22 protein-coding genes are annotated in these 25418 nt (G+C 36.7%); 14 read left to right on the top strand and 8 right to left on the bottom strand.

The window, feature by feature from the left end:
* Window positions 1-47: 47 nt before the first annotated feature.
* Window positions 48-473: a hypothetical protein gene (locus NHE85_RS09070; RefSeq protein WP_252811710.1), complete on the bottom strand. Its 426-nt coding sequence runs from the start codon at window positions 471-473 to the stop codon at window positions 48-50.
* Window positions 474-618: 145 nt separating this feature from the next.
* Here NHE85_RS09070 and NHE85_RS09065 point away from each other — a divergent pair, with 145 nt between their 5' ends.
* From NHE85_RS09065 to NHE85_RS09050, 4 genes are all read left to right on the top strand, one after another.
* Window positions 619-1074, top strand: a complete 456-nt coding sequence (locus NHE85_RS09065; RefSeq protein ID WP_252811709.1) for a GAF domain-containing protein — start codon at window positions 619-621, stop codon at window positions 1072-1074.
* Between the two features lie 145 nt (window positions 1075-1219).
* Window positions 1220-3478, top strand: coding sequence for a GH92 family glycosyl hydrolase (locus tag NHE85_RS09060; RefSeq protein ID WP_252811708.1), 2259 nt, complete (start codon window positions 1220-1222; stop codon window positions 3476-3478).
* A gap of 113 nt (window positions 3479-3591) precedes the next feature.
* Window positions 3592-3861: a 30S ribosomal protein S15 gene (rpsO, locus tag NHE85_RS09055; protein WP_252811707.1), complete on the top strand. Its 270-nt coding sequence runs from the start codon at window positions 3592-3594 to the stop codon at window positions 3859-3861.
* 140 nt (window positions 3862-4001) lie between these two features.
* Window positions 4002-6305, top strand: a complete 2304-nt coding sequence (locus NHE85_RS09050) for a polyribonucleotide nucleotidyltransferase (RefSeq protein WP_252811706.1) — start codon at window positions 4002-4004, stop codon at window positions 6303-6305.
* Between the two features lie 111 nt (window positions 6306-6416).
* On the opposite strand, the gene NHE85_RS09045 is transcribed toward NHE85_RS09050, so the two are convergent.
* Both NHE85_RS09045 and NHE85_RS09040 read right to left on the bottom strand, forming a co-directional pair.
* The gene (locus NHE85_RS09045) at window positions 6417-7052 is read right to left on the bottom strand and encodes a hypothetical protein (protein WP_252811705.1); all 636 of its coding nucleotides are present in this window, start codon (window positions 7050-7052) and stop codon (window positions 6417-6419) included.
* A 10-nt stretch (window positions 7053-7062) separates the two neighbouring features.
* Window positions 7063-7710, bottom strand: a complete 648-nt coding sequence (locus NHE85_RS09040) for an LA_2272 family surface repeat-containing protein (protein ID WP_252811704.1) — start codon at window positions 7708-7710, stop codon at window positions 7063-7065.
* A 99-nt stretch (window positions 7711-7809) separates the two neighbouring features.
* Here NHE85_RS09040 and NHE85_RS09035 point away from each other — a divergent pair, with 99 nt between their 5' ends.
* The 10 genes from NHE85_RS09035 to NHE85_RS08990 all read left to right on the top strand — a co-directional run bounded on the left by NHE85_RS09035 (window position 7810) and on the right by NHE85_RS08990 (window position 18363).
* On the top strand, window positions 7810-8772 hold the full coding sequence (locus tag NHE85_RS09035) for a hypothetical protein (RefSeq protein ID WP_252811703.1): 963 nt from the start codon (window positions 7810-7812) through the stop codon (window positions 8770-8772).
* A gap of 71 nt (window positions 8773-8843) precedes the next feature.
* Entirely contained in the window at window positions 8844-10370 is a 1527-nt protein-coding gene (locus NHE85_RS09030; RefSeq protein ID WP_252811702.1) for a helicase HerA-like domain-containing protein, read from the top strand.
* Between the two features lie 88 nt (window positions 10371-10458).
* On the top strand, window positions 10459-11319 hold the full coding sequence (locus NHE85_RS09025; RefSeq protein WP_252811701.1) for a hypothetical protein: 861 nt from the start codon (window positions 10459-10461) through the stop codon (window positions 11317-11319).
* Between the two features lie 40 nt (window positions 11320-11359).
* Window positions 11360-11908, top strand: coding sequence for an RNA polymerase sigma factor (locus tag NHE85_RS09020; RefSeq protein ID WP_252811700.1), 549 nt, complete (start codon window positions 11360-11362; stop codon window positions 11906-11908).
* Window positions 11898-13562: a porin family protein gene (locus NHE85_RS09015; RefSeq protein WP_252811699.1), complete on the top strand. Its 1665-nt coding sequence runs from the start codon at window positions 11898-11900 to the stop codon at window positions 13560-13562. Before NHE85_RS09020 ends, NHE85_RS09015 begins: the two co-directional genes overlap by 11 nt.
* Window positions 13563-13794: 232 nt before the next feature.
* Window positions 13795-14658: an RNA polymerase sigma factor RpoD/SigA gene (locus NHE85_RS09010; RefSeq protein ID WP_020212501.1), complete on the top strand. Its 864-nt coding sequence runs from the start codon at window positions 13795-13797 to the stop codon at window positions 14656-14658.
* Between the two features lie 321 nt (window positions 14659-14979).
* Window positions 14980-15570, top strand: coding sequence for a hypothetical protein (locus tag NHE85_RS09005; protein ID WP_252811698.1), 591 nt, complete (start codon window positions 14980-14982; stop codon window positions 15568-15570).
* A gap of 129 nt (window positions 15571-15699) precedes the next feature.
* Window positions 15700-16362, top strand: a complete 663-nt coding sequence (rpe, locus tag NHE85_RS09000) for a ribulose-phosphate 3-epimerase (protein WP_252811697.1) — start codon at window positions 15700-15702, stop codon at window positions 16360-16362.
* A gap of 57 nt (window positions 16363-16419) precedes the next feature.
* The gene (locus NHE85_RS08995) at window positions 16420-17865 is read left to right on the top strand and encodes a glycoside hydrolase family 30 beta sandwich domain-containing protein (RefSeq protein ID WP_252811696.1); all 1446 of its coding nucleotides are present in this window, start codon (window positions 16420-16422) and stop codon (window positions 17863-17865) included.
* Window positions 17866-17946: 81 nt separating this feature from the next.
* Complete coding sequence (locus NHE85_RS08990) at window positions 17947-18363, top strand: SMI1/KNR4 family protein (RefSeq protein WP_252811695.1); 417 nt, start codon at window positions 17947-17949, stop codon at window positions 18361-18363.
* Window positions 18364-18432: 69 nt separating this feature from the next.
* Here NHE85_RS08990 and NHE85_RS08985 read toward each other — a convergent pair whose 3' ends face one another.
* The 5 genes from NHE85_RS08985 to NHE85_RS08965 form a co-directional block, all read right to left on the bottom strand.
* A complete protein-coding gene (locus NHE85_RS08985; RefSeq protein WP_252811694.1) occupies window positions 18433-19731 on the bottom strand; it encodes a TolC family protein in 1299 nt (432 codons plus the stop codon).
* Between the two features lie 12 nt (window positions 19732-19743).
* Window positions 19744-22818, bottom strand: coding sequence for an efflux RND transporter permease subunit (locus tag NHE85_RS08980; protein ID WP_252811693.1), 3075 nt, complete (start codon window positions 22816-22818; stop codon window positions 19744-19746).
* Between the two features lie 2 nt (window positions 22819-22820).
* Window positions 22821-23897 carry an efflux RND transporter periplasmic adaptor subunit gene (locus NHE85_RS08975; protein ID WP_252811692.1) on the bottom strand — a complete coding sequence of 359 codons (1077 nt, stop codon included), beginning with the start codon at window positions 23895-23897 and terminating at the stop codon, window positions 22821-22823.
* A 343-nt stretch (window positions 23898-24240) separates the two neighbouring features.
* Window positions 24241-24417 (bottom strand): hypothetical protein, encoded by a 177-nt coding sequence (locus NHE85_RS08970; protein ID WP_252811691.1) that lies wholly within the window; start codon window positions 24415-24417, stop codon window positions 24241-24243.
* 76 nt (window positions 24418-24493) lie between these two features.
* Window positions 24494-25342: an AraC family transcriptional regulator gene (locus NHE85_RS08965; protein WP_252811690.1), complete on the bottom strand. Its 849-nt coding sequence runs from the start codon at window positions 25340-25342 to the stop codon at window positions 24494-24496.
* Between the last annotated feature and the right edge of the window lie 76 nt (window positions 25343-25418).

Raw genomic sequence — 25418 nt, 5'->3', positions numbered from 1 at the left:
ATAATTACATTATTCCCATAGGGAAACAATTAAGAATAAGTTATAACTCAGGCGTAAAAAATGTATTGACAATATAATTTAAAGAGTGGCGGTGCGTGAGCTTCGCAATAAAAAGATGGAATCGAATCAGTTGAAACCAATGTGCCCGTATTAAATAATGCAGGCCTCCATTCCTCTATAGCACAAAAGGCACTAAGATTTAGTTGCAACGATTTAACAATTATATTGTTATGATCATCATCCTGAAGTTTTACAAGATTGTTTTTGCAGCATTTCTTATGACTCTCTGCAGCCGCCGCACAACACGATTTTGTTTCTTTTTTATCTGTAATGTTACAAGGTTTATCTATCCTGTAAGCAAAAGAAACTGAAGATACTTCATTATGACAATAATGCACATTAAGCGCAAACCCCATATTGGATGCCAATATCAGGAATGTTAATAGTATGCTTATGTGCTTATAAATCTTCATATCACCACAAAAGTATTGATTTTATATTAACTCGTACAAAAGTTATGCCTTCAAAAAAATAAAATGTGGGAATTTTATAGTTTTTACCTTTTAAAAACATAAATGACCCTGCGTTTGTTGTAATTTTGTATAAAATATATTTACAATGACATTTGAAGAATTAAAACCTAAAGTTACCGATATACTTCACCACGATAATACATTAAGAGAAGAAAAACTGTTACAGGTTTGCCATCTGCTTCGCGACAATGTTGATTACTATGACTGGGTAGGCTTTTATTTTAGAAACGGGGAAAAAGAAGAACTATTATTAGGCCCTTATGCAGGAGAAGCTACAGACCATACTGTTATTCCATTCGGAAAAGGTATTTGCGGACAGGTAGCAGTATCTAACCAGAATTTTGTAGTGCCCGATGTAACCGCACAGGACAATTATATTGCCTGCAGCATAACTGTAAAATCTGAAGTAGTAATACCACTATTTGTAGATGGCAAAAATATTGGACAGATAGATATAGATTCTAATGTACTGGATGCATTTACCGAAAGAGATGAGCGTTTTCTTGAATTTGTTAATCAGGAAGTAGCTAAACTTTTTTAAAACCGTAAACTTTGAAAAATACACAAGTGCCCGAACAGAATTTTGATTCGGGCATTTTATTTAATTAATTTTTTGATACTTAAATTTCTTTCTGCTAAAACGGTTTAGTATGTTTGCTTAGTTTAACAAACCAATTATTTAATTAATGAAGCAACTGGTTATACTTTTTGGCATTTTACTTAGTTCTCCCCAATTTGCATCTGCACAGCAGCAACAGGATAAAACACCTGTTGATTATGTAAACCCTTACATAGGTAACATCAGCCACATGCTTGTGCCTACCTATCCCACCATACATTTACCTAATAGTATGTTGCGGGTATATCCTGAAAGGGAAAACTTTACCGGAAATGAAATTTATGGACTTCCTGTTGTTGTTACCAGCCACCGTGGTTCATCAGCATTTAATATTAGTCCGTTTCAGGGAAATGAAGCATCTTTAAAGCCGGTTATTAGCTATGGTTATGATAATGAAATTATAAAACCATACTACTATCAGTCAGACCTTGACGATTATGGTATTACCGTAAAATATGCCCCTTCACATCAGTCGGCTATTTATAGTATTGATTTTTCAAAACCCGACAATCCTTATTTAATTATAAACTCCCGCAATGGGCAGATTGAGGTAAATGGCAATACCGTTAGCGGGTATCAAAATCTTGACAATAATACAAGAGTATATGTTTATATGGAAACCGATGTCAATCCGGTAACCACAGGAATTTTGACCGAGGGAAAAATAAATGTTTCTACAGCATCTGCAGAGGGTAAAAATGCCGCTGCGGCACTTAAATATGCAGCAGGTACTAAACAGGTAAAAGTGCGATATGGAATTTCATTTATAAGTATCGATCAGGCAAAAGCAAATCTGAAAAGGGAAATTACAACTTATGATGTAGATGCTGTTGCCAATAAAGGCAGACAGGTCTGGAATGAAACCCTGGGCAAAATAAAAGTAGAAGGAACAAGCGACACCGACAAAATCGTCTTCTATACCTCATTATACCGAACTTATGAACGAATGATATGTATTTCGGAAGACGGAAGGTATTACAGCGCCTTTGATGATAAAATTCATGATGATGAAGGCACTCCGTTTTATACCGATGACTGGATATGGGATACTTTTCGTGCAACGCATCCGCTACGAATAATTATAGAACCAAAAAAGGAAAGCGACATGATAAATTCATATCTGCGCATGGCAGAACAAATGGACAATCACTGGATGCCAACCTTTCCTGAAGTTACAGGAGACAGCCGACGCATGAACTCTAACCATGGTGTTGCCATTGTTGCCGATGCTTACGCCAAAGGTCTACGAAACTTTGATTTAGAAAAAGCTTATACCTATTGCAAAGCCGGTATTACTGAAAAAACACTGGCTCCCTGGTCCGGCAAAAAAGCGGGAGTGCTGGATGAGTTTTATAAAAAAGAAGGTTACTTTCCGGCACTGCCGGCAGGTGCTCCCGATCCCGTACCGGAAGTTCATTCATGGGAAAAACGCCAGCCCGTAGCCGTTACCCTTGGAACAGTATATGATGAATGGTGCCTTGGCAAAATTGCAGGTTACCTGGGTAAGAAAAATGATGAAAAATATTTTTTAGACCGAAGTCTTAACTACCGTAAAGTATTTAATCCTGATACAAAATTTTTCCATCCAAAAGATGCAGAAGGTAAATTTATAGAACCTTTTGACTACCGCTACTCAAGTGGTATTGGCGCGAGAGAAGCCTATGATGAGAACAATGGTTACGTATACCGTTGGGATGTTATTCACAATGTAAATGATCTGGTACAATTGATAGGTGGAAAACAAGACTTTGTTGATGGCCTTGAAGATATGTATAATACTCCGTTAGGGAAAGGCCGCCCCGATTTTTACCATCAGTTTGGCGACCATACGGGTAATGTGGGCCAGTTTTCTATGGGTAATGAACCTAGTATGCACATTCCTTATCTTTATAATTACGCCGGACAGCCGTGGAGAACTCAAAAAAGGGTTCGTAACCTTATTAAACAATGGTTCAGGAATGACCTTATGGGTATACCCGGCGATGAAGATGGTGGCGGACTTACATCTTTTGTTGTTTTTTCACATTTAGGCTTTTATCCAATAACACCCGGTTTGCCAATGTATGTAATAGGAAGTCCGTTTTTTAGCAAGGCATCTATTACGCTGGGAAATGGAAAAACTTTTGAAATAATTTGTAAAAATTACGCGCCTGAAAATAAATATATACAGTCGGCAAAGCTTAACGGCGTACAGTGGAACAAATCATGGTTTAGTCATGAAGACCTTATGAAAGGCGGCACTCTGGAGTTTGTAATGGGTAAACAGCCAAATAAAAGCTGGGCAACAGATGAGAAAGCCATTCCGCCATCGTTTAAAATGCCTTAAATTTACAGGTTGTATCTTCTATGATAATTAGTTGCAAGTAAAAAAATATTGATTACCTTTGCACCCGTCAGGATTAGCCTGACATACATAATAATCATTTAAATAATATTGGCATGTACTTAACTAAAGAAGTTAAAGCGGAAATTTTCGCAAAACACGGTAAAGCTGAAACTAACACCGGTTCAGCTGAAGGACAAATCGCGTTATTCACTTTCAGAATTAACCACTTAACAGAGCACCTTAAAAAAAATCGTCACGATTATAATACTGAGCGTTCTCTTGTAAAGCTGGTAGGTAAAAGAAGAAGTCTTCTTGATTACCTTAAGAAAAAAGAGATTAACAGATACCGTGAGATTATCAAAGAATTAAACATCAGAAAATAATCGAAATGAGAAGAGGTGCCCGCGCGCCTCTTTTTATTTTTACATAATGCAGAAAAAGTTTTGGTTTTTCATTGGGTACTATACAACTACACAACAACAACACACTAAACAACCCATTGTTTAATCAAAAGAATTAATTTATGATTCCTAACGTAACAAAAGAAATCATCGATCTGGGAGATGGACGAAGCATCTCGATCGAAACAGGAAAACTTGCTAAACAGGCCGACGGATCTGTTGTAGTAAGAATGGGCGATGCCATGCTTCTTGCCACAGTAGTGTCTGCAAGAACAGCTGCCCCGGGTATTGACTTTTTACCCTTAACCGTAGACTACCGTGAGAAATTTGCGGCTGCCGGACGTTTTCCGGGCGGTTTTTTTAAACGCGAGGCCAGGCCAAGCGACAGCGAAGTATTAACAATGCGTCTTGTAGACCGTGTTTTACGTCCGCTTTTCCCTGATGATTACCATGCAGAAACGCAGGTAATGATACAGTTAATGTCTCATGATGAGAACGTAATGCCTGATTCACTTGCAGGCCTTGCAGCATCTGCTGCACTTGCAGTATCTGATGCTCCTTTCTCTACTCTTATCTCTGAAGTACGTGTTGCCCGTGTTAACGGACAGCTTGTAATTAACCCAAGCAAAGCACAACTTGCAGAATCAGATATCGACATGATGATTGGTGCTTCTATGGACTCTATAGCCATGGTTGAAGGTGAGATGAAAGAGATATCTGAAAAAGAAATGGTTGAAGCAATTAAATTTGCTCATGAAGCCATTAAACTTCAGATTGCCGCTCAGGAAAAACTTAAGGCAGCAATAGGCAAAGAAATGAGAACGTATGAAGAAGAGCGTAACGACGATACAATACTTGCAAAAGTACGTGAGCTTTCTTATGACAAATATTATGCAATTGCAAGTGAAGGTTCTGCAAAGCATGAGCGTTCAGAAAAATTTGCTGAAGTTAAAGAAGAGGTTAAAGCCTTATTTACTGAAGAAGAACTGCTTGAAAACGGTGACCTGATCAGTAAATATCTTTATAAAACAAACAAAGAAGCTGTAAGAAATGTGATCCTTGAAAAAGGTACACGCCTTGACGGAAGAAAAACAAACGAAATACGCCCTATTTGGTGTGAAGTTGACTATCTTCCTTCTACACATGGCTCTGCTTTATTTACAAGGGGTGAAACTCAGGCGCTTGCTACTGTAACGCTTGGTACATCTCGTGAAGCTAATGTAATTGACCTTCCTACAGACCAGGGTGAAGAAAAATTTTACCTTCACTACAATTTCCCTCCGTTCTCTACAGGTGAAGCTAAGCCTTTAAGAGGTACTTCAAGAAGAGAAGTAGGCCACGGTAACCTTGCACAACGCGCACTTAAAAATATGATTCCTGCAGATGTTCCTTACACTGTACGTGTTGTATCTGAAGTACTTGAATCTAACGGTTCATCTTCTATGGCTACCGTATGTGCAGGTACGCTTGCACTAATGGATGCAGGTATCCAGATGACAAAACCGGTGTCCGGTATTGCAATGGGTCTTATATCTGATGATGCTACAGGCCGTTGGGCTGTACTTTCAGACATTCTTGGTGATGAAGATCACTTAGGAGATATGGACTTTAAAGTAACGGGTACTGCAGATGGTATTACTGCATGCCAGATGGATATCAAGATTGAAGGCCTTAAATACGAGATCATGGAGAAAGCGCTTGAGCAGGCCCGTGAAGGGCGTCTTCATATTCTTGGAAAACTTACAGAAGTTATTGAAACTCCAAGAACAGAAGTTAAGCGTCATGCTCCTAAGATCATTAAAGTTACTATTCCGGGTGCATTTATCGGAGCCCTTATAGGCCCTGGTGGAAAAGTTATACAGGAACTTCAAAAAGCTTCAGGAACTACAATTGTTATTAATGAAGTTGATGAGCAGGGAGAAGTTGAAATTCTTGGTACAAGCCCTGAAGGTATTGATATGGTACTGAAAAAAATCGACTCTATTATATTTAAACCACAAGTTGGCGAAACATATAGCGTAAAAGTTATAAAAATGCTTGACTTTGGTGCAGTAGTAGAATATATGGATGCTCCGGGTAATGAAGTTCTGCTTCACGTATCTGAACTTGCATGGGAACGTACTGAAAATGTAACCGATGTTGTAAACATGGGTGACGTATTCGATGTTAAATATCTAGGTATCGATCCTAAAACAAGAAAAGAAAAAGTTTCGAGAAAAGCACTTCTACCCCGCCCTCCAAGAGATGAGAACGCTCCTCAGCGTGAAGATCGCGGTCCCCGCGATAACAACAGAGGCGGCGGAAGGGACAACAACCGCGGTAACTCAAGAGATGACAGAAACTCTCGCGACCGTGGGCCTAGAGAAGAGCGTAGAAATGATGCTCCGAAAGACGAAAATAAAGGCGATACGCCTCAAGAATCTTAATTACTCTTACAAGGTTAATTCTGAAAAACCCTGTTACTGAAAAGTAGCAGGGTTTTTTCTTTTAAGTACGTATTCATTTTCAATCCGGCAGAATTATTATATAAAATAAAATTACTGTCTGTAAACAATACCAAGGCTTAAACTATGTGCACCAAAATCTGAAGGAACATGGCTGCTAAACTGCCCATACGGAGTATAATGGTAATTTATCTGAAAACCTACATTATCAATATTAAGCCGTAAACCCTGCCCAATGTAAAAAGTACTTAATGCCTTATGACTGGTGTTTTCTGATGGAGTGTTGACAGCGTAGCTGTCCCGATACATAAAATAGGCATAACCAAATCCAGATATCCATTCTACACTCTTTTTATATTTAAAACTTTCAAGTTTATATACTTTACAAAATCTTACCCCTCCCATGCCCGATACTCCTGACGGGCTAACCTTATAGGTTTGTCCATGACTTTTATAATCAAATTCGTTTGTATCGGTAGGAATACACACTGTACCCCCTACATCAAGCATATCATCATTCCTTAATCGTGAACGAAACCATAGCCCGGCTTCAGGCGAAGTTCCCATTTTATCAGCGAGTTTTCCGAAAGGAACACGCATTCCGGCCTCTATTACAAACCGTTCATAAAACCTAAGCTCATTTACATTTTTAAGTTCTATTTTGCTGTCATTCTGTTGTGCCTGCGTTACACAATAACATAGCAGAGCCAAAAATTTAATTGTTTTCATATTATAAATTTTACCAGTTAATAAATGGAAGCGAACGCTTGCCGTTAGTATTCCAAAGTCCTATTTGTAAGCCTTTAATGCGTGAAGTGCTATTGTACAGACCTATCTGTATACCGATTACGCTTAACGATTTGTTGTACGCACCTATTTGTACTCCTTTAAGGATATCAGCACTATTTATTGGTGAAATAAGCATTCCGATGGCATTATCTGTTGAGTTTGTTAAGCCAGCCACATGCAGGCCATTTAAAGTTTTACTCACATTATAAATACCGATAATACCTAAGCCATTAGCAGAGTTTGTAATAGTATATACTGAAATATTAAGCCCGTTATGAGCTACATCCCCCGAAAAACCGCCAACAGCAATCTGAACACCATTATGTTTCAGTTTAACTTTATTATTTATGACTTTAGAAGGATCTAAGAAAAGCAGTGCTAATGGTAACACAGGATTTATTTCCAAACTTAATCCGTTAATAGCAGCTTCCTTTTCACGATCAAATAACTGTCCAATGCCAAATGTCACACCGTTAACTTTATTTACATTTTTAGCCAAAGGAGTAAGACTAAAAATTTGCGAATGCAGACTGTCCTTTTGTTGTGAAAAACAAACAAAAATTGCTGAGAGCACAAAAATTGTGAGTATTTTTTTCATATAGTAAGGTTTAAATTCAAATCAAAATTATTGCGAATACAACAATTAAATTTGTGAAAATGAATTAATATAAATTCTATATTTGCGAAAACCGCAATTATGAATAATCAGGATATTTTGCTGAGAGCTATACGCCAAAAGCTTAACAAAACAATATCACTTATAGAAGACATAGCAGATGTACTTAATATAAGCTATGATGCAGCACACAGACGCGTATCACAAAAAAGTAAATTTTCAATAGAAGAAACCATTGCCTTATGCAGGCATTACAGCATTTCTATGGATTTGTTATTTGCAGGCAGTAATAAGGTTATTGTAGAAAAAACAGCCGAAATACGGTCAATGGCAGATATGGAATCTTATTTTCGGCATTCGGCAGATAATATCAGTGATTTTCTGAATTATCCGGAAACCAAAATGTATTATTCAGCAAAAGACATTCCCCTGTTTTATACCATTGGGGGCACATTACTCGCCAAATTTAAGCTGTATGTATGGCTCAACCTATTGGCAGGGAAACAAAATCAGGATACATTTGAGAAATTCACTATAAACCAATCGTTACAGGAACATAGCCAAAAGTTAAAAGCTGTATATGAAAATGTAGAAGTTAATGAAGTATGGAATGATACTACCATAAACAGCAGCCTGCAACAAGTATATTATTTTTTTCAGTCGGGGTTATTATCTTTAACGAGTGCCAGGCTTTTGTGTGAAGATATAAAAAAAGTGCTGCAATCTGCCGAAGACCGCTGCTGCATGGAAGGCTCACGTTTTAATCTGTATTATAACGAATTACTAATACTCAACAACAATGTATTGCTTTCTGCTCCGGAGAAACAATCTTTATTTGTGCCTTATACCATGCTTGGGTATTTTATAACAAATGATGCTCCTACTTGTACCAATGCACTAGATTTTTTTAAACATCAGATAAAAAATTCCAAATCTCTTAACCAGTCGGGAACACGGGACAGAAAATTATTTTTTAACCGTGCCTACCAAAAAATAGATTTCTATTTACAAAAAATGGAAAATGAAGTGGAGTTAAGTTTTTAAAATTTATCGCGAACGCCTATTGCCTGTGAAAAATTAAACTCCGAAATTTAGAAGCATTAAACCAATTAAAAATGGCAGACACAAATCAATTTTTAGAAACCATAAACAACGGATATCAGGCTAAAGGAGGTACAATTACTATGGGAACAGCAATGCTTGACGGCCAACCCGTTGAAGGCGCTCATGTAAAAATACCTCTTAAAACCATGAATCGCCACGGCCTTATTGCAGGTGCCACCGGTACTGGCAAAACAAAGACACTACAAATTCTTGCAGAACAGCTTTCTGAGAATGGTGTACCCGTTTTAATGATGGATATAAAAGGAGATTTGAGCGGAATAGCACAAGCAGCAGAAGAGAAGCCTTTTATTACTGAAAGGCATGCTAAAATAGGTATTCCTTATGAAACTAAAAGCTTTCCTGTAGAGTTAATGTCATTATCACAGCAACAAGGTGTAAGGTTACGTTCTACTGTTTCAGAATTTGGCCCTGTTTTATTCTCCAGGGTATTAGGCCTTAATGATACTCAGACAGGAGTTGTAAACGTGATTTTTAAATATTGTGACGACCATAACATGCCTTTATTGGATTTAAAGGATATAAAAAAGGTGTTGCAATATATAACCGATGAAGGCAAAACCGAAATTGAAAAAGAATATGGCAGGATATCAACTTCATCTACAGGTGCTATACTCCGCAAGATCATAGAACTGGAACAGCAGGGAGCAGAGATCTTTTTTGGTGAGCTGTCGTTTGATATAAATGATCTTATGCGTATTAACGATGAAGGCAAAGGCTACGTAAATATTATGCGTCTTACCGATATACAGGATAAGCCAAAGCTGTTTTCTACATTCATGCTTTCACTTTTAGCGGAGATTTATAATACTATGCCGGAAAAGGGAGATGCCGATCAGCCTGAACTGGTTATTTTTATAGATGAAGCCCATCTTATATTTGATGAAGCTACTAAAACACTACTGGACCAGATAGAAACTATTGTAAAACTGATACGCTCTAAAGGTGTAGGAATATTTTTTGTAACACAAAATCCTACCGATGTGCCTAACGGAGTATTAAGCCAGCTTGGTTTAAAGATACAGCATGCACTGCGCGCATTTACTGCAACCGATCGTAAAGCCATTAAACTTACAGCCGAGAATTACCCTCTATCCGAATTTTACAAAACCGATGAGATCATCACACAACTGGGTACAGGTGAAGCACTGATCACAGCCCTTAGTGAAAAAGGCAACCCTACCCCACTGGCAGCCACTATGCTGCGCGCACCTATGAGCCGAATGGATATTCTTACCCCTGATGAGATTTCATTATTGAATGCTTCATCTAAACTCGTTAAAAAATATAGTGAAGTTATAGACAGGGAAAGTGCCTACGAAATACTTTGTAAAAAAATTGAAGCTTCGGAAGCACAAGAAGCTGAAGCTGTACAGCAAAAAGCAGAAAAAAAAGAAAGTTCTTCATCGCGAAGGGCACCATCGGGATCTACAATTGAAAAACAGGTTTTAAAAGTAGTAACCAGCGCGACTTTTATAAGAGGCGTATTTGGGGTATTAAACAAGATGTTTAAAAAGTAGATTATACAGAAGTTTGAAAAAATTTTAATAGTACACGCAACCTTTTTCATTTTTAATTACTAAAGAGTAAATCTAAAAAGTAATTATTATGAAAAAAAATTTATTTGGGGCACTAATTGCCTTATTTGCTTTGACTGCCTGTACTGATAATGATACAGAAGACATCAATCCAAGCGAAACTACACACTCGCTTACCCAGACCATAACTTACTACCCGACTCAGGAAAATTTTGAGACCCGAAACATAAAATACTATGACAACAATATAGTTGTTGCCGACAGTACTTATGCCAACAGTGGTAATTTTATTTCACGAAACATACATACTATTGACAGCGAAGGCAATTATACAATAGAAACTAAAAATGCTGCTGATATTACAACAGCCAGCGTTCTTTTACAGTATGATTCTCAGGGCAGGCTTACGGATTATGATAATAACGGGATAGTACATAAGTATGTATATAGTGAAAATACTGTAACTGTAAAAAAATGGGATGATTTTTTGAATGATTATATTGAGGTTGGCATGTTTATGATCAATGCAGATGGATATATAGCCTCACAAACTATTCTTAATGGTGATATAATAGCCGATGCAACGTCGCTTACATTCAGCAATAACAAGCCGGTTTCATTAATGGCTCAGGGAGTAACAGGTGCAATGGATGAATTAGGAACATTCTCTTACTATACTACTATCATGCCTTCTAACCTTCAAAAAACAATAATCCAAATAAATAATGAAGTACTTATAGCAAATACGTTAAAAGCTGCTGCATTATTTGGTAATTATCATTTACAGGATATTGTATTAGGTAACAGTTCCTACTATCATTCTGATACTGTATTCATTTCTGAATCGGGATATGAAGGCTATCCTGAATCTCAAACTATTACTATGGAAGGACAGCCTTATTGCTATATACGTTACTATTTCAGCAATTAAAAAAAAATATTAATTAGATTTAACTAATTAAACAGGCAATTTGAATCTTGAAGATATCATAAAAGACTGCAGTAAGAAGAACCGCAGGGCACAGGAAGAATTGTACCACCTTTATAAGGGGGTACTTTTTTCCCTGTGTCTTAAATATTGCCGTAACTATGCCGAAGCCGAAGACAATCTTCATAATTCATTTATCGAAATTTTTTCCAGCATACATAAATACAGCGGAAAAGGGACATTTGAGGGATGGATAAAAAGAATAACCATTAATAAAGCTATAACCAGCTATAAAAAAACATTGCAGCTGGTTCCCATAAAAGATAACTTTACCGGAGATACTGATGTAGGCCCTGAAGAAATGAATATATCGGCAGATATTATACTGGAATTTGTACAGCAGTTACCAGACCAGTACCGACTGATATTTTGCCTTTATGAGCTGGATGATTATTCTCATAAGGAAATTGCAGTAATGCTTTCAATATCAGAAAGCACTTCAAAATCCAATCTGCACCGGGCAAAAGCAATATTAAAGGATAAAATAAAAGCTGTTAGGGACATTGATATACCCCAAAACCATGGAAGTTAAAAAAGACATAGGAAAAGCATTTCGTGAAAAACTGGACAACCTTGACAGGATGCCCAACGATGCGCTATGGGATGCTATCAGCAAGGATCTGGATTCAAAGAAGAAAAGAAGATTTCCTTTGTTCTGGTTCTTTATTGGCGGACTTAGCTTACTTGCAATTGTGGGTACTATATATTTTATAACATATTTAAAATCTGACAATAACGCGGGCGAAATAAAACAGGAAAGCCTGCAAAAAAATATTCAAACTGATAGTCCTTCAATAATGACTACGGAAAGTGCTACATTAAAAAAAGGAGTACATAAAGACTGTTCTGGGAATGGTGAGACCAAAGCTCAAAATAGAGTAAATGACGCTGGCAATGCGTTTGAGGATATTAATAACACTACAACAAACAGCAATAATAAAGGTAGTACCGGTAAGTCTATTATTTCAGATGACACTTCTTCACGAAATGTCACAAACAAAAAAAATAGTAGAACCGGAACTAATAGTAAGCAGGACATACAACATTCTGAACAGATAAATACCGGAAATAGTAAAATAGTAAAAGACGGTGATGCTAAAAAAGATTATCCAACATCATTATATATTTCAAAAAATAAAGCTTCATCGGTGTCAGCCAAAGCAAACACTAAATCAGATTATTCTTCAGCTACTACTATTATCGAAACAACTAATCAAACAATACCATCAAAACAAGAAAGGGATTCTGAACCCGGAAAACAATCCGGTACTATGCGCGACACTACTATACGAATGCCTGCTGATAAGACAAATACTGCAATTATTACGCGGGAACAAATACCTGCAATACCACAGGATAGCTTACCTGAAGATATTCTGATTAAAAAAGACAGTCTTAAAACAGAGTTACCTAAAGAAGAAGCGACAGAAAAAAAAGAAAATATAAAAGACAGCCTGACTCCTATCGCGTTTAAGAGGTTTTCTATGTTTGCTAATGGAGAACCATCGTTTTTTAGTTTCCCGGATAGGAAAATTGTAACTGATTCAACAACCTCAAATATTAATACTAAATCGTTAATCCGTTTTGGTTTACTTTTTGGCTATAAATTAAATAAGAAGTTAAGCATACGCACAGGAGTTTCTTTCTACAAACTAAAACAGTCGGCCAACAACATTAAGCTTAATTATGTAATGGGTGGTGATGCGGTAAATCCGGAATTTATCCCTTCGGATGATTTCACATGGATTGACTATAAATATCCTTTTGGAACAAACAGTGGTTTAATAATCGACAATCTTGGGGAAAACTATCAGGCTATTATCAACATTGACCGTGAACTTAGTTACCTGCAAATACCTTTGGAAATTGGCTACAATCTATTTGAGAAAAAATTTGGTCTGAGTGTATTTGGCGGCGGAAGCCTGCTTCTTCTGACTAAAAATGAAGTTTTTGCCCATAATGAAAACGGAAGGATGTATTTAGGAAAATGGAATGCCGCAGCAAAAACAAGCTTTACAGGTAATTTGGGGCTTGGATTGCATTATAATTTAAGCCCGTCATTACAATTAAATGCCGAGCCTATGCTTAACTATTATTTTAATAGTTATAAAGACAGTAAACCTTATTCATTTAACATCAGGCTTGGTCTGCAATATAATTTTGATATTGGCTTAAAGAAAAAATAATAATTGTAATAAGATTGTGTGGTACGTTAAAAAAATAATGTACCACAATTTATTTATACTGCACACGTTTTACTGCTGGCGTACAATCTTATAGAAGGAAGTTGAACATGAAAAGAGAGAGAATAAGAAACAGCCATTTAGTTAAATTTTAATTTTTTTTCACTCTTCATGTAACTTTTTCCCCGGTTGTTACGTATAACTACTACATTACATAAAACTCAGGAATCTTTACATGAGACAACTTAAAATTACCAAGCAGGTAACCAACAGGGAAACTGCTTCATTAGACAAATACCTTCAGGAGATTGGAAAAGTGGATTTGATCACAGCGGATGAGGAGGTAGAGTTAGCACAACGTATAAAAGCCGGAGACCAGAGAGCACTTGAGAAACTGACAAAAGCCAACTTACGTTTTGTGGTATCGGTAGCAAAACAATATCAAAACCAGGGATTAACACTTCCCGATCTTATCAACGAAGGAAATTTAGGACTTATTAAAGCTGCACAGCGTTTTGACGAAACACGTGGTTTTAAATTTATATCCTATGCAGTATGGTGGATTCGTCAGTCTATACTTCAGGCTCTTGCCGAGCAGTCACGTATAGTGCGTTTGCCACTTAACAAAATTGGATCTATTAATAAGATCAACAAAATGTATGCTTTGCTTGAGCAAAGTAACGAGCGTGCCCCATCGGCAGAAGAAATTGCGAAAGAGCTTGACATGACCGTTAACGATGTTAAAGAGAGCATGAAAAACTCGGGACGTCACCTTTCAATGGATGCACCTCTTGTTGAAGGAGAAGACTCTAACCTTTATGACGTATTACGTTCAGGAGAGTCTCCTAACCCTGATCGTGAGTTAATACATGAGTCGCTTCGCACTGAAATAGAGCGCGCACTTGAAACTTTAACCCCTCGCGAGGCAGATGTTGTTAGGCTTTACTTCGGTTTAGGTGACCAGCACCCTATGACTCTTGAAGAAATTGGAGAAACTTTTGATCTTACACGTGAGCGTGTTCGCCAGATTAAAGAAAAGGCTATCAGGAGATTAAAACATACTTCACGAAGTAAGATTCTTAAAACTTACTTAGGATAATATCCGTATATACAAAAAGAGACTGCCCTGATTTCATATTTTAAATAAAATTTGTATTTTGGCAGTCTGATTTTGTATGTTACAACTAAAAATATTTAAAGTTACAAACAGTTCAATAACTGTTCGTTTTTTGATTGATGATTGAACTCCGGCTGATTACCGGAGTTTTTTTTGGTCTAAACCTTCCGTTTTATTAAGGACTCAAATTAATTAAATACGGAAAATCTTACATCAATAACGATGTAGCTAAGGTTTAAATTGTATAAGCCGCGCTTTTTTTCTGTAAGAATTATTATTTTTGTTGAAATACTTTTCTTAGCAATGAAAAAACTGTTACTCCTTACCTGCATATTAACTTTAACATCGTGCAGTATTACATTTTCAAAAAAATTTAATCCTGATTTCCAACCGCAGACGGACAATTCGATGACCCACTTTCTTGACAGCAGTAAAGTGATTTATAACAAAGCTGATATCGCAACATTAAAAGATACTGTTGCACTTAAAAAATTTGCAAAGAAAAATGCCTTCACCATACCTGATGCCTTTTTTTTCAATAAAGAAGGCTATTTGGTAGAAAACGACTTTAAAGGCACATCATGTGGGCATGCCATTAACAACGCCGATAAAATAAACGCTGCACCCGCCGATAAAACAGAATATATTAATGAGTGGGTAAGTGATTTTAATTTTCAGGAAAACGCAGATACAGACAATAATGATTATGATGCAACGATTATAATTACATGGGGTATGTATGCACACAAATCCGCTCCAACAGTAAATCGTGAGGCTTTTGAATGGTATAAGAGCCTGAAAGAAAATTATCCAGACATGAAAATAAGAACCATCTTATTAAACCTGGATTTTCAGCGAAAATGGTTCATTAAAGATGAGGAAGAAAACCCATAGTAACAGGAAATTCAGCGCGATAGGTAGTTAAAATACATTTTTAAAACTTTTAAAGGTGTAATTTTATGACATTGTCACTTTGCCTGTTTATTGTATAAACCTATCTTTGCCTAAACATACAAATTCACAATGAAAAATACCCTAATAGCACCATCTGTGCTTTCGGCAGATTTTGCCAACCTGCAACGCGATATCGAGATGATAAACAACAGTGAAGCCGATTGGTTCCACATTGATATTATGGATGGCGTTTTTGTACCCAACATCTCTTTTGGTATGCCGGTACTTGAAGCAATTACACGTCATGCAAAAAAAACGATTGATGTTCACCTTATGATCGTTAATCCTGACCAGTATATTAAAACTTTTGCTCAATTAGGGGCTACTAATCTTACTGTACATATTGAAGCATGCACTCACCTTCACCGTACACTTCAGGCCATAAAAGCAGAAGGTATGAAAGCAGGTATAGCTGTAAACCCTCATACTAATGTATCACTTCTTGAAGACGTTATTAAAGATGTTGATGTAGTTTGCTTAATGAGTGTTAATCCCGGTTTTGGAGGGCAGTCTTTCATTGAAAGAACATATGACAAGGTAAAACAACTTAAAGAAATAATTACCCGTAATGGTGCTTCTACCCTAATTGAAATTGATGGTGGTGTAAGTGATAAAAATGCTAAACAATTAGTGGAAGCCGGTGCAGATGTTTTAGTTGCAGGAAACTATGTATTTAGGGCAGAAGATCCGGTATCAACTATAGCATCTCTTAAAAAGCTTACCTCTTTTTAATATTCTAATATCCAAATAAACATCCAAAAAACGGCCTTCAGGCTAAAACATCTATTCATGAAAAAAATTCCGTTATTAATCCTTTTAGTTTCGGGAAGCGTTGCTTTCGCCCAAACTAAAAAGCCATTTACCACAGATGGCAAAAAAGTGACAGTGTACACCACTGCTAAGGATACCGACCTTAAAATTACGCCAGCAGCCAATACTCTTGGTTTTAGCGAAATGAAACAGCCGTTGGAAACGCAAACATCAGTATTTGTAGACCCTACGCATACCTTTCAGTCAGTTATGGGCTTTGGTGGTGCAATTACAGATGCTTCTGCCGAAGTTTTTGCAAAATTGCCGAAAGATAAACAACAGCAGTTTCTTGATGCATACTATGACGTAAATAAAGGTATAGGCTATACCATTGCCAGAACTACGATACATAGCTGCGATTTTGCGAGCGAAAGTTACACTTATATAAAAGAAGGTGATAAGGAACTTAAATCGTTTAGCATAGACCATGATAAAAAGTACCGCATTCCATTAATCAAAAAAGCAATAGATGCTGCCGGGGGAAAGCTTACTTTATATGCTTCGCCATGGAGCCCGCCTGCTTTTATGAAAACCAATAATGACATGCTTAAAGGTGGTAAACTTAAGCCTGAATTCTACCAGAGCTGGGCCAATTACTACACTAAATTTATTGCAGCTTATGAGAAGGAAGGTATTCCGGTTTGGGGTATTACTATTCAAAATGAACCAATGGCAACTCAAAAATGGGAGTCTTGCATTTATACTGGTGAAGAAGAGCGTGATTTTCTTAAAAACTTTTTAGGCCCTGCAATGCATAAAGCAGGTTATGCCGACAAAAAAATTATAGGATGGGATCACAATCGTGATATGCTTTTCCAAAGAGCAGCATCTATACTTAATGATCCTGAAGCAGCTAAATACCTTTGGGGTATAGGCTACCACTGGTATGAAACATGGAATGGCGGAGAGCAAATGTTCAACAATCTTAAACTTGTTCACGAAACGTTTCCTCAAACCAATCTTATCTTTACCGAAGGCTGTAAAGAACAATTTAATCTTGCTAAGATAGGCGACTGGAAACTGGGAGAACTATACGGTAACAACCTTATAAACGACTTTAACAGCGGTACTACAGCATGGACAGACTGGAATATACTTCTTGATGAAACAGGAGGTCCTAACCACGTTAAGAATCTTTGCTTCGCTCCTATTCACGCTGACACTAAAAAAGGTGAATTAATTTTTACAAATGAATATTACTACATAGGCCACTTCTCTAAATTTGTTCGCCCGGGTGCTAAAAGAATTGCATGCTCTACAAGCCGTAGCGCTATTGATGCTACTGCATTTATAAACACCGACGGTAAAGTTGCTGTCGTGGTTATGAACAAAGGCGAAGAAAAAGTAAACTATTTCCTTTGGATTAATGGCAAAGCTGTAGAAGTTGAAGCGCTTCCAAGATCTATACAAACATTGGTATTCTAAATTTATACCTTTTATAATACCCAAAAACCTCCGGTAATGCCTGAGGTTTTTTTTATTACTTTGGTACACTAAAGTAATAACATGGATTATATAGAAAAACTAAAAGATAGAGGATATAAATTCAAAGGCTTAAACGAAGTCCAAATAGAAAAAATTGAAGATTATTATAAAGTAAAATTACCTACTGACTATAAAAAGTTTTTAAGAAATCTAGGAGCTGATGGAGATGGTTTTATGATAGGTTCAGATTGTTTTTACGATACTATCTTTAGTTTAAGAGAATATGCAGAAGAATTATTAAAAGACGATAATAGTGATTTTATCCTTGAAAAAAATCATTTTGTATTCCATGTCCATCAAGGTTATATTTTCATGTTTATAGATTTGACTTTTGAGGAAAATTCTCCAGTGTACGGTTATTATGAAGGCGACTTAGAACCTTCCTTAAAATTTAATTCACTCAAAGCATTTTATGAATCTTCAATATCTGATAAATAGCCATCGCTATTCAGTTAAAATGACAAAATGCCATTAACATATAATGGCATTTTTTATTATATTTTATATTTAAAAATTAACATTTCCTGCAAGTTCTTTTAAAGTAACTTCAGATATTTTAGCCTGAAACTGAGCAGTACTATTTCTGGATTGAGCATTAACATAATTAAGCTGAGCTGCACGTACCTCCAATTGGGTAATAGTACCTATACGGTATTTCTCTAAAGTAATATCAAGGTTTTGCTTAGCTATCTCTTCATTACGTGCCTCAAGCTCCACAAGTTCAAGATTAGTAAGATAGGTTTGATAAGCCGAAATCAACTGCGAATTAATAGCTTGTGTCTGCTGATCAATTAATATCTGGCTGTTATCTATTTGCAGTTTTGCAACTTTTTCACGTCGGTTCTGTAAAAAGCCGTTAAATATATTTATTGATGCCGATATGCCATAGTTAAGACCATGACTGTCGTTAGTTTTAGCAAATCCAAGACTCGATTCACTACTGCTGAATATATAACCCGTATTTACAGCAACCTGTGGATATCTCGCTCCTTTTACCTGCTTGAGGTTAAGTTCGGCAACACGTTTGTTTATCAAGGCAAGCTGAATCTGCGGATTTTGCTGAGAGGCAAGATTCATAAGGTCTGCCAGTTTAAGTTTTTCATCTATTGTTACAACATCTATAACCTTAAACTGTGTAGTTAGATCTCTTGCTAATAGCTCATTTAAATAGGTCTTGGTATTTTCAAACGATTCTTTCTGACGAAGATAATTGGTCTGGTCGGTATTTAAATCAACCTGGGCATTAAGTACCTCAAGTTTAGATGCCTTACCTATTTTAAAACGGTTATCTGCAACCGTAACTCTTTGTTTTGATATTACAATAGCAGTATCAAGTGCTGTAAGCATTTGCTGTTGCTGTACTAAATCAAAATAAGTAGTCATAACATCAGTCACGCGCGTAAGTATCATAAGTTTTAGTTCAGTCTCACCCTGTTTTTGCAATTCCTGCAGCTGATCGTAGCGGGCAAACATTCTGAAGCCATCAAAAATTGTCCACCCCAGGTTAACGCCGTAATTCATACTATTGTTACGGGCATTATTAAGTTCCTGTACTGTACCGTCTGTACGGGTTTGTTTGGAATTCTGAATATTATTATTCTGTGTAAATGTTCCTGAAACATTAGGTAATAACCCTGCGTTGGCAAGATTTACATTCTGCTCATCAACTTTAAGATCATTTTTAGCAAGTTTAATATCATAATTGTTCTCTAATGCAATAGCCATAGCCTGCTCTGGCGTAAGCAGCTCTTGTGCAGATGCTTTTGCAGCAAACAAAATGCATATAATATATAGGCAAAACCTCATATAGTAAATGGTTTAGTCTTTAAGATTATCAAATTCAGGACGATGTTTTTTAGGGCGCGACCACATAAAGTAAATTGCAGGAATTATAAATAAGGTAAGTATTAGCGAAAATACAGTTCCGCCTACAATAACAACCCCCATACCTATTCTGCTGGTAGATGCCGCCCCTAACGACATAGCGATAGGCAATGCGCCAAGTGCAATAGCCAAGCTGGTCATTAAAATAGGACGAAGTCGTGATTCGGCAGCTTCCATAATGGCCTCATATTTTGGCACTCCTTTTTCCCTCAGCTGATTTGCAAATTCTACTATGAGGATACCATTCTTGGTTACAAGGCCTATAAGCATAATGGTTCCTATCTGGCTAAAGATATTCCATGTCTGACCAAAAAGCCATAACGATAATAATGCTCCAGCAACAGCCATTGGTACTGTAAGGATAATAATAAACGGATCTATAAAACTTTCAAACTGCCCTGCAAGTATTAAATAGATTAGCAGTAAAGCAAGTCCAAACGCAAACAAAGTGTTAGAACTACTCTCAACAAAATCACGGGATTCTCCTCCAAGATCTGTAGTAAAGCTGTCATCAAGCACTTTTGCCTTAACCCTTTCCATAGCATCTATACCGTCACTTATACTCATACCCGGTGCCAGGCCTGCCGATACAGTTGCCGACATATACCTGTTATTATGATAAAGCTGAGGCGGGCTGCTTTCTTCTTTTACAGAAACCAGGTTATCTAACTGAATAAGTTCTCCTGTATTGCTTTTTACAAATGTAGACGTAAGATCTATAGGTGCGTCGCGGTCCTGGAGCTCAAACTGCCCCATCACCTGATACTGTTTGCCGTTCATCATAAAATAACCAAAGCGTTGACCACTCAGTGACAACTGAAGCGTTTGTGCAACATCCAGCAGAGATACGCCCAGGCTTTCTGCTTTTTCACGATCTATAGATACATTTATTTCAGGCTTGTTGAATTTAAGATTTACATCGGTCATTGAGAAGGTAGGATCTTTGCTTACCTCATCCATAAATACAGGTATTTTTTCACGTAGCTTTTCAAAATTAGGTGCCTGTATAATATACTGTATAGGAAAACCTCCTCTTCTGTTAACCGCTATGGTAGGCTGTTCCGATACCGATGTTCTTGCTTCACTATAACGCTTAGTCCATTTAGAAAGATCGGCAGCAATTTCTTTTTGCGACCGCTCTCTTTCATCAGTGTCTTTTAAGGCTAGTATTACGCGTCCGCTGTTTACAGATGCAGAACCAAATCCGGGTGAGGTGATAACAAGACTGGCTTTTTTCTCAGGTACAGAATCATGTACAAGCTGTTCCATTTCCTGCATAAAACGATCCATGTAATCATAAGAAGCTCCTTCCGGTGCAGTAATGCTCATTCTTATAAAACTCCTGTCATCATAAGGAGCTGTTTCTTTTTGTATTGTAGCATAAAAAAAACCTATAAGCCCCAGACAAACTATTAGTATAGGAAAACTCAGCCATTTCTTTTTCATGAATCCTTTAAGGGCATTTGCATACGCTGCATTCATTTTTTCAAAATAAGGCTCGGTTAAATCATAAAACTTTGACTTTTTATGTACTCCCTTAATAAGATAGGCATTTAGCATTGGTGTTAAAGTTAATGAGACGAATGCTGATACCAGCACGGCTGCTGCAATAACTACCCCAAACTCCCTAAATAACCTGCCCACAAAACCTTCGAGAAATATTACAGGAAGAAATACCGCAGCAAGTGTTATAGAGATAGAAATAACCGCAAAAAATATTTCGTTGGCACCTTTTACAGCCGCCTCTATAGGCGTCATACCCTCTTCTACCTTTTTAAATATATTTTCGGTTACCACAATACCATCATCTACCACAAGTCCTGTAGCCAGAACAATTGCCAAAAGGGTTAATACATTTATAGAGAAACCAAAAATGTACATAATAAAAAATGTAGCTATAAGTGATACCGGTATATCAAGCAATGGCCTTAATGCAATAGCCCAGTCTCTAAAAAAGAGATAAATAATAAGGGTTACAAGTATAATAGATATACCAAGTGTTTCTGCCACTTCGAGCACCGACTTTTTAATAAATACTGTATTATCTATAACAACATTAGTTACAAGATCGGCGGGAAGTTCTTTTTTTATCTGATCATACTGCTCATAAAAAGCATCAGAGATATCTATGTAATTTGTACCCGGTTGTGGTATAATAGCAAGGCCTACAAGCTGCTTGCCATCGTTTGTCATTTTAGTTTCCACATTTTCCGGACCCAATTCAGCCCTTCCAACATCGCTAAAACGAACTATCTTATCTCCTTCCGATTTTATAATAATGTTATTAAACTGCTCGGGGGTAGATAAATTACCCATAGTTTTAATGGTAAGCTCCGTGTTCGCTCCTGTTAACTTACCGGTAGGCAATTCTACATTCTGGCTATCCAGTGCCGAACGAACATCACTTACTGTAATCCCATAAGAATTTAGCTTAATAGGATCAAGCCATAATCGCATGGCATATTTTTTCTGCCCCCAGATCTGTACACTGCTTACCCCAGGAATAGTCTGCAGTCTTTCGGCTATAACATTTTCTGCATAATCACTAAGTTCAAGCGGGTTACGCGTCGGGCTTTCTACAGTCATGGCAATAATAGACTCAGAGTCTGCATCTGCCTTTGATACAACCGGTGGCGCATCTATATCTTTAGGAAGGCTTCTAACAGCCTGCGATACTTTATCGCGTACATCGTTGGCTGCTTCTTCAAGATTTTTTTCTAACTCAAACTCTATAGTAATACTACTCGATCCCTGATTACTTGACGATGTAATATTCCTGATACCATCAATAGAGTTAATGGCTTTTTCAAGAGGTTCTGTAATTTGTGATTCAATAATATCTGCATTTGCACCTGCATAACTGGTACGTACCGATATTTGTGCAGGGTCAATAGATGGAAACTCCCTTACTCCTAAAAATGTATAGCCTATTATTCCAAAAAGTATAATAGCAATATTCATTACTATGGTAAGTACAGGCCTTTTTATGCTAATTGTAGACAAACTCATAGTTAATTTTCTGCTTTATTTACAGTTACCTTAACCGGAGTTCCTTTTTTCAGGGTAAGTACCCCTGTAGTGAGTACCGTATCTCCTGCTTTTAATCCTGAAAGTACTACTACATCTTTAGCAGTACGCGTTCCTGTCTCTACCATTACTTCCTCAGCCTTCCCATTTTTAGAGATAAATACTTTTTTTCCTCCCTGCACAGGCACTATGGCCTCAGTAGGAATAATAAAAGCATTTTCAATTTTTTTAAGAGGCAGTATTACATTGGCAAAAGTGCCCGGTAATAGCCTGCCTTTAGAATTTTCTGCAATAGCCCTTACTTTAAGTGTACGGGTAGCCACCTCAACAGCAGGTTCAAGTGCATATATTTTAGCCTCAAAAGTTTCGTCGCTCCCTGCTACAGTAAATGTTATAGTACCATTTACCTTCATTTGCGAAGCATATTTTTCAGGTACAGAAAAAGTTATTTTTATCTGACTGCTGTTTACCAGGCTGGCAATAAGCGTTTCAGGGGTAACATACGTACCGGGTGATATATTACGCAAGCCAATAGTTCCCGAAAATGGTGCTCTTATAGAAGTTTTGTCAATCTGGGCATTAATAAGTTGTGTTTGGGCTTTTGCTGTTTTAAAATCGGCACTGGCTATATCATATTCTTCCTGACTAATAGCTTCTTTTTCCAACAATAGTTTAGCGCGCCTCTCATTTTCAGCAGCCAGTGTCTGCCTGGTCTTTGCCTGGCCTGCCTGTGCCCTTAGTTCAATATCATTAATCTTAACAAGTACCTGTCCTTTTGCGACTTTAGATCCTTCAGTAAAAAATATTTTTTCTGCTATACCCGAAACTTCCGTTCTCACTTCAATTTGCTCATTGGCCTCTATAGAACCTGAAAGTGAAAGTGTATTAGCAAATTCCTGTGGAGCTACTACCACTCCATTTACAGCCATAGAAGGTTTCTTTCCATCTTTGCCCCCGCCGGACGCTTCCATTTTCTGTTTTTTATTCTCAGAGACACGATAAAACACAAGTGCACCAAGACCAACAATTAAAAGAGTATAAACAATATATTTTACCTTCATAATTTAATAATAGTAATGCTAAGCGCAAAGCTAAGCCAATTGTATGCCATTTTTTTTAAGTAAATGTGAAAAATGACCAATTGAATTCATCAATTCCTTAAAAACATATACAATAGCATCCGAAGTTCAATAATTTTTAGCTGCAAATCTAACAGATTAAATTCCCTCATAAAAAATAAGCCTGTACTTTAACAAAATATGTAAAAGTACAGGCCAAATATTGTTTAGCTCTCAGAACTATTTTTTTAATTGTTTTACTGAAATAAATTAGAAAAAAGCGATTTTACAACGTCTACCATTGCTTCCAAAACCGACATAACTATTAGTAGCAGTTTTACCATGATTACTGTTTTTTAGGTGTTTTAGACTGATAAGAATATAAAGCAGAAGACATCATTGCACTCGTAATAAGATACCTGTACCATTTCTCATTAAAAAGAACATCGATAAGGTAACCAGTTAAAAGGCATATTAATAATGATGTACCAAAAACTAAAAGGTGCCTGTATATAGTTTTCATAACTATAAAGCTTAAAATTATAGTACAAATATCAGAAAGGAGTCTTTTATAAAATTGTAAAATTGGGACAACCCTCTTAATCTTCAAAATTCCAGTATGTTTCCTGGCTGCCTAATCTTGTAAGCTTAGATAAAAGTGTTTTGGGTGATTGTTTTGTAACCGATTTAAAATGCTTTATGTAATGTGCCTGATCATAATAAAGATTGTACAGAGCCACATCTGTAAGTGATGCTCCATCTTTTGCCTGTTGCGAATAATTAAGTGCATTACGAAACATTACCAGTTTTTTATATTCTTCCACACTGCAGCACAAATGTTTTTTAAAAAGCCTGAGCAGGGTTTTTCTGTTTACTTTAAGAAGTCCTGACAGGTCTTCAACTTTAACCGAACCATTACTGTTAAGTATTTCCTGTACTGCCCTTTTTATTACAGGCTCATCAAATCCTATAAAGTTTTCTACAAAAAAAGCATCCAGAAGTTTAACCCTTTTATCTATATCAGTTTCATTATAGACATATTGGGCAGTTGTATTAAGAGCATCACCGAAATAAGAAAATCTATTAACTGTAATATTAAAAATATCGGCTACAGGGCCCTTTACAAAATGATTCAGCCCTAACGGATTAAAAACTATTCCTATTTTATTAAAAATGCCATGAAATTCTACTTTGATGTTTTTATCAGTATTTATTGAGTAAAAGCAATCTATTGTATCAACTCCGTTTTGCGTAACAAGCGATCCTTCTTCTGTAAGGGTAATATCAGATCCTTTATAAATTGTAAGTGCATGTTTATAATTAGGGTAGAAAAAAAATTTATTCCTGAAACCCGGATCATCAGACACATGAAAATAATAGTAGTCAATATACCTGGCTACCTGTTCATGCTGTGGTTTTAATGTTATAAAATCTCCTTTTGAGTCCAAAATAAATATTTATTTCCTGAATTGTAAAAATACTAAATCAGTGCATTACTTCATTATTTTTTAAAGCTTAGCATAA

It is taken from the genome of Flavobacterium sp. NRK1 (genome assembly GCF_024054175.1).
Lineage (GTDB): Bacteria > Bacteroidota > Bacteroidia > Flavobacteriales > Flavobacteriaceae > Flavobacterium.
Note: the sequence above shows the minus strand (reverse complement) of the source record. Positions and strands in the feature narration are given on the sequence as shown.

Coding starts and splice junctions, on each gene's coding strand:
- NHE85_RS08970 (WP_252811691.1), bottom strand. CDS start 24,417: ATGAAAACTATATACAGGCACCTTTTAGTTTTTGGTACATCATTATTA.
- NHE85_RS09015 (WP_252811699.1), top strand. CDS start 11,898: ATGGAAGTTAAAAAAGACATAGGAAAAGCATTTCGTGAAAAACTGGAC.
- NHE85_RS09040 (WP_252811704.1), bottom strand. CDS start 7,710: ATGAAAAAAATACTCACAATTTTTGTGCTCTCAGCAATTTTTGTTTGT.
- rpsO (WP_252811707.1), top strand. CDS start 3,592: ATGTACTTAACTAAAGAAGTTAAAGCGGAAATTTTCGCAAAACACGGT.
- NHE85_RS08980 (WP_252811693.1), bottom strand. CDS start 22,818: ATGAGTTTGTCTACAATTAGCATAAAAAGGCCTGTACTTACCATAGTA.
- NHE85_RS08990 (WP_252811695.1), top strand. CDS start 17,947: ATGGATTATATAGAAAAACTAAAAGATAGAGGATATAAATTCAAAGGC.
- rpe (WP_252811697.1), top strand. CDS start 15,700: ATGAAAAATACCCTAATAGCACCATCTGTGCTTTCGGCAGATTTTGCC.
- NHE85_RS09050 (WP_252811706.1), top strand. CDS start 4,002: ATGATTCCTAACGTAACAAAAGAAATCATCGATCTGGGAGATGGACGA.
- NHE85_RS09060 (WP_252811708.1), top strand. CDS start 1,220: ATGAAGCAACTGGTTATACTTTTTGGCATTTTACTTAGTTCTCCCCAA.
- NHE85_RS09005 (WP_252811698.1), top strand. CDS start 14,980: ATGAAAAAACTGTTACTCCTTACCTGCATATTAACTTTAACATCGTGC.
- NHE85_RS09010 (WP_020212501.1), top strand. CDS start 13,795: ATGAGACAACTTAAAATTACCAAGCAGGTAACCAACAGGGAAACTGCT.
- NHE85_RS08975 (WP_252811692.1), bottom strand. CDS start 23,897: ATGAAGGTAAAATATATTGTTTATACTCTTTTAATTGTTGGTCTTGGT.
- NHE85_RS09035 (WP_252811703.1), top strand. CDS start 7,810: ATGAATAATCAGGATATTTTGCTGAGAGCTATACGCCAAAAGCTTAAC.
- NHE85_RS09045 (WP_252811705.1), bottom strand. CDS start 7,052: ATGAAAACAATTAAATTTTTGGCTCTGCTATGTTATTGTGTAACGCAG.
- NHE85_RS09065 (WP_252811709.1), top strand. CDS start 619: ATGACATTTGAAGAATTAAAACCTAAAGTTACCGATATACTTCACCAC.
- NHE85_RS09030 (WP_252811702.1), top strand. CDS start 8,844: ATGGCAGACACAAATCAATTTTTAGAAACCATAAACAACGGATATCAG.
- NHE85_RS09025 (WP_252811701.1), top strand. CDS start 10,459: ATGAAAAAAAATTTATTTGGGGCACTAATTGCCTTATTTGCTTTGACT.
- NHE85_RS08995 (WP_252811696.1), top strand. CDS start 16,420: ATGAAAAAAATTCCGTTATTAATCCTTTTAGTTTCGGGAAGCGTTGCT.
- NHE85_RS08985 (WP_252811694.1), bottom strand. CDS start 19,731: ATGAGGTTTTGCCTATATATTATATGCATTTTGTTTGCTGCAAAAGCA.
- NHE85_RS09070 (WP_252811710.1), bottom strand. CDS start 473: ATGAAGATTTATAAGCACATAAGCATACTATTAACATTCCTGATATTG.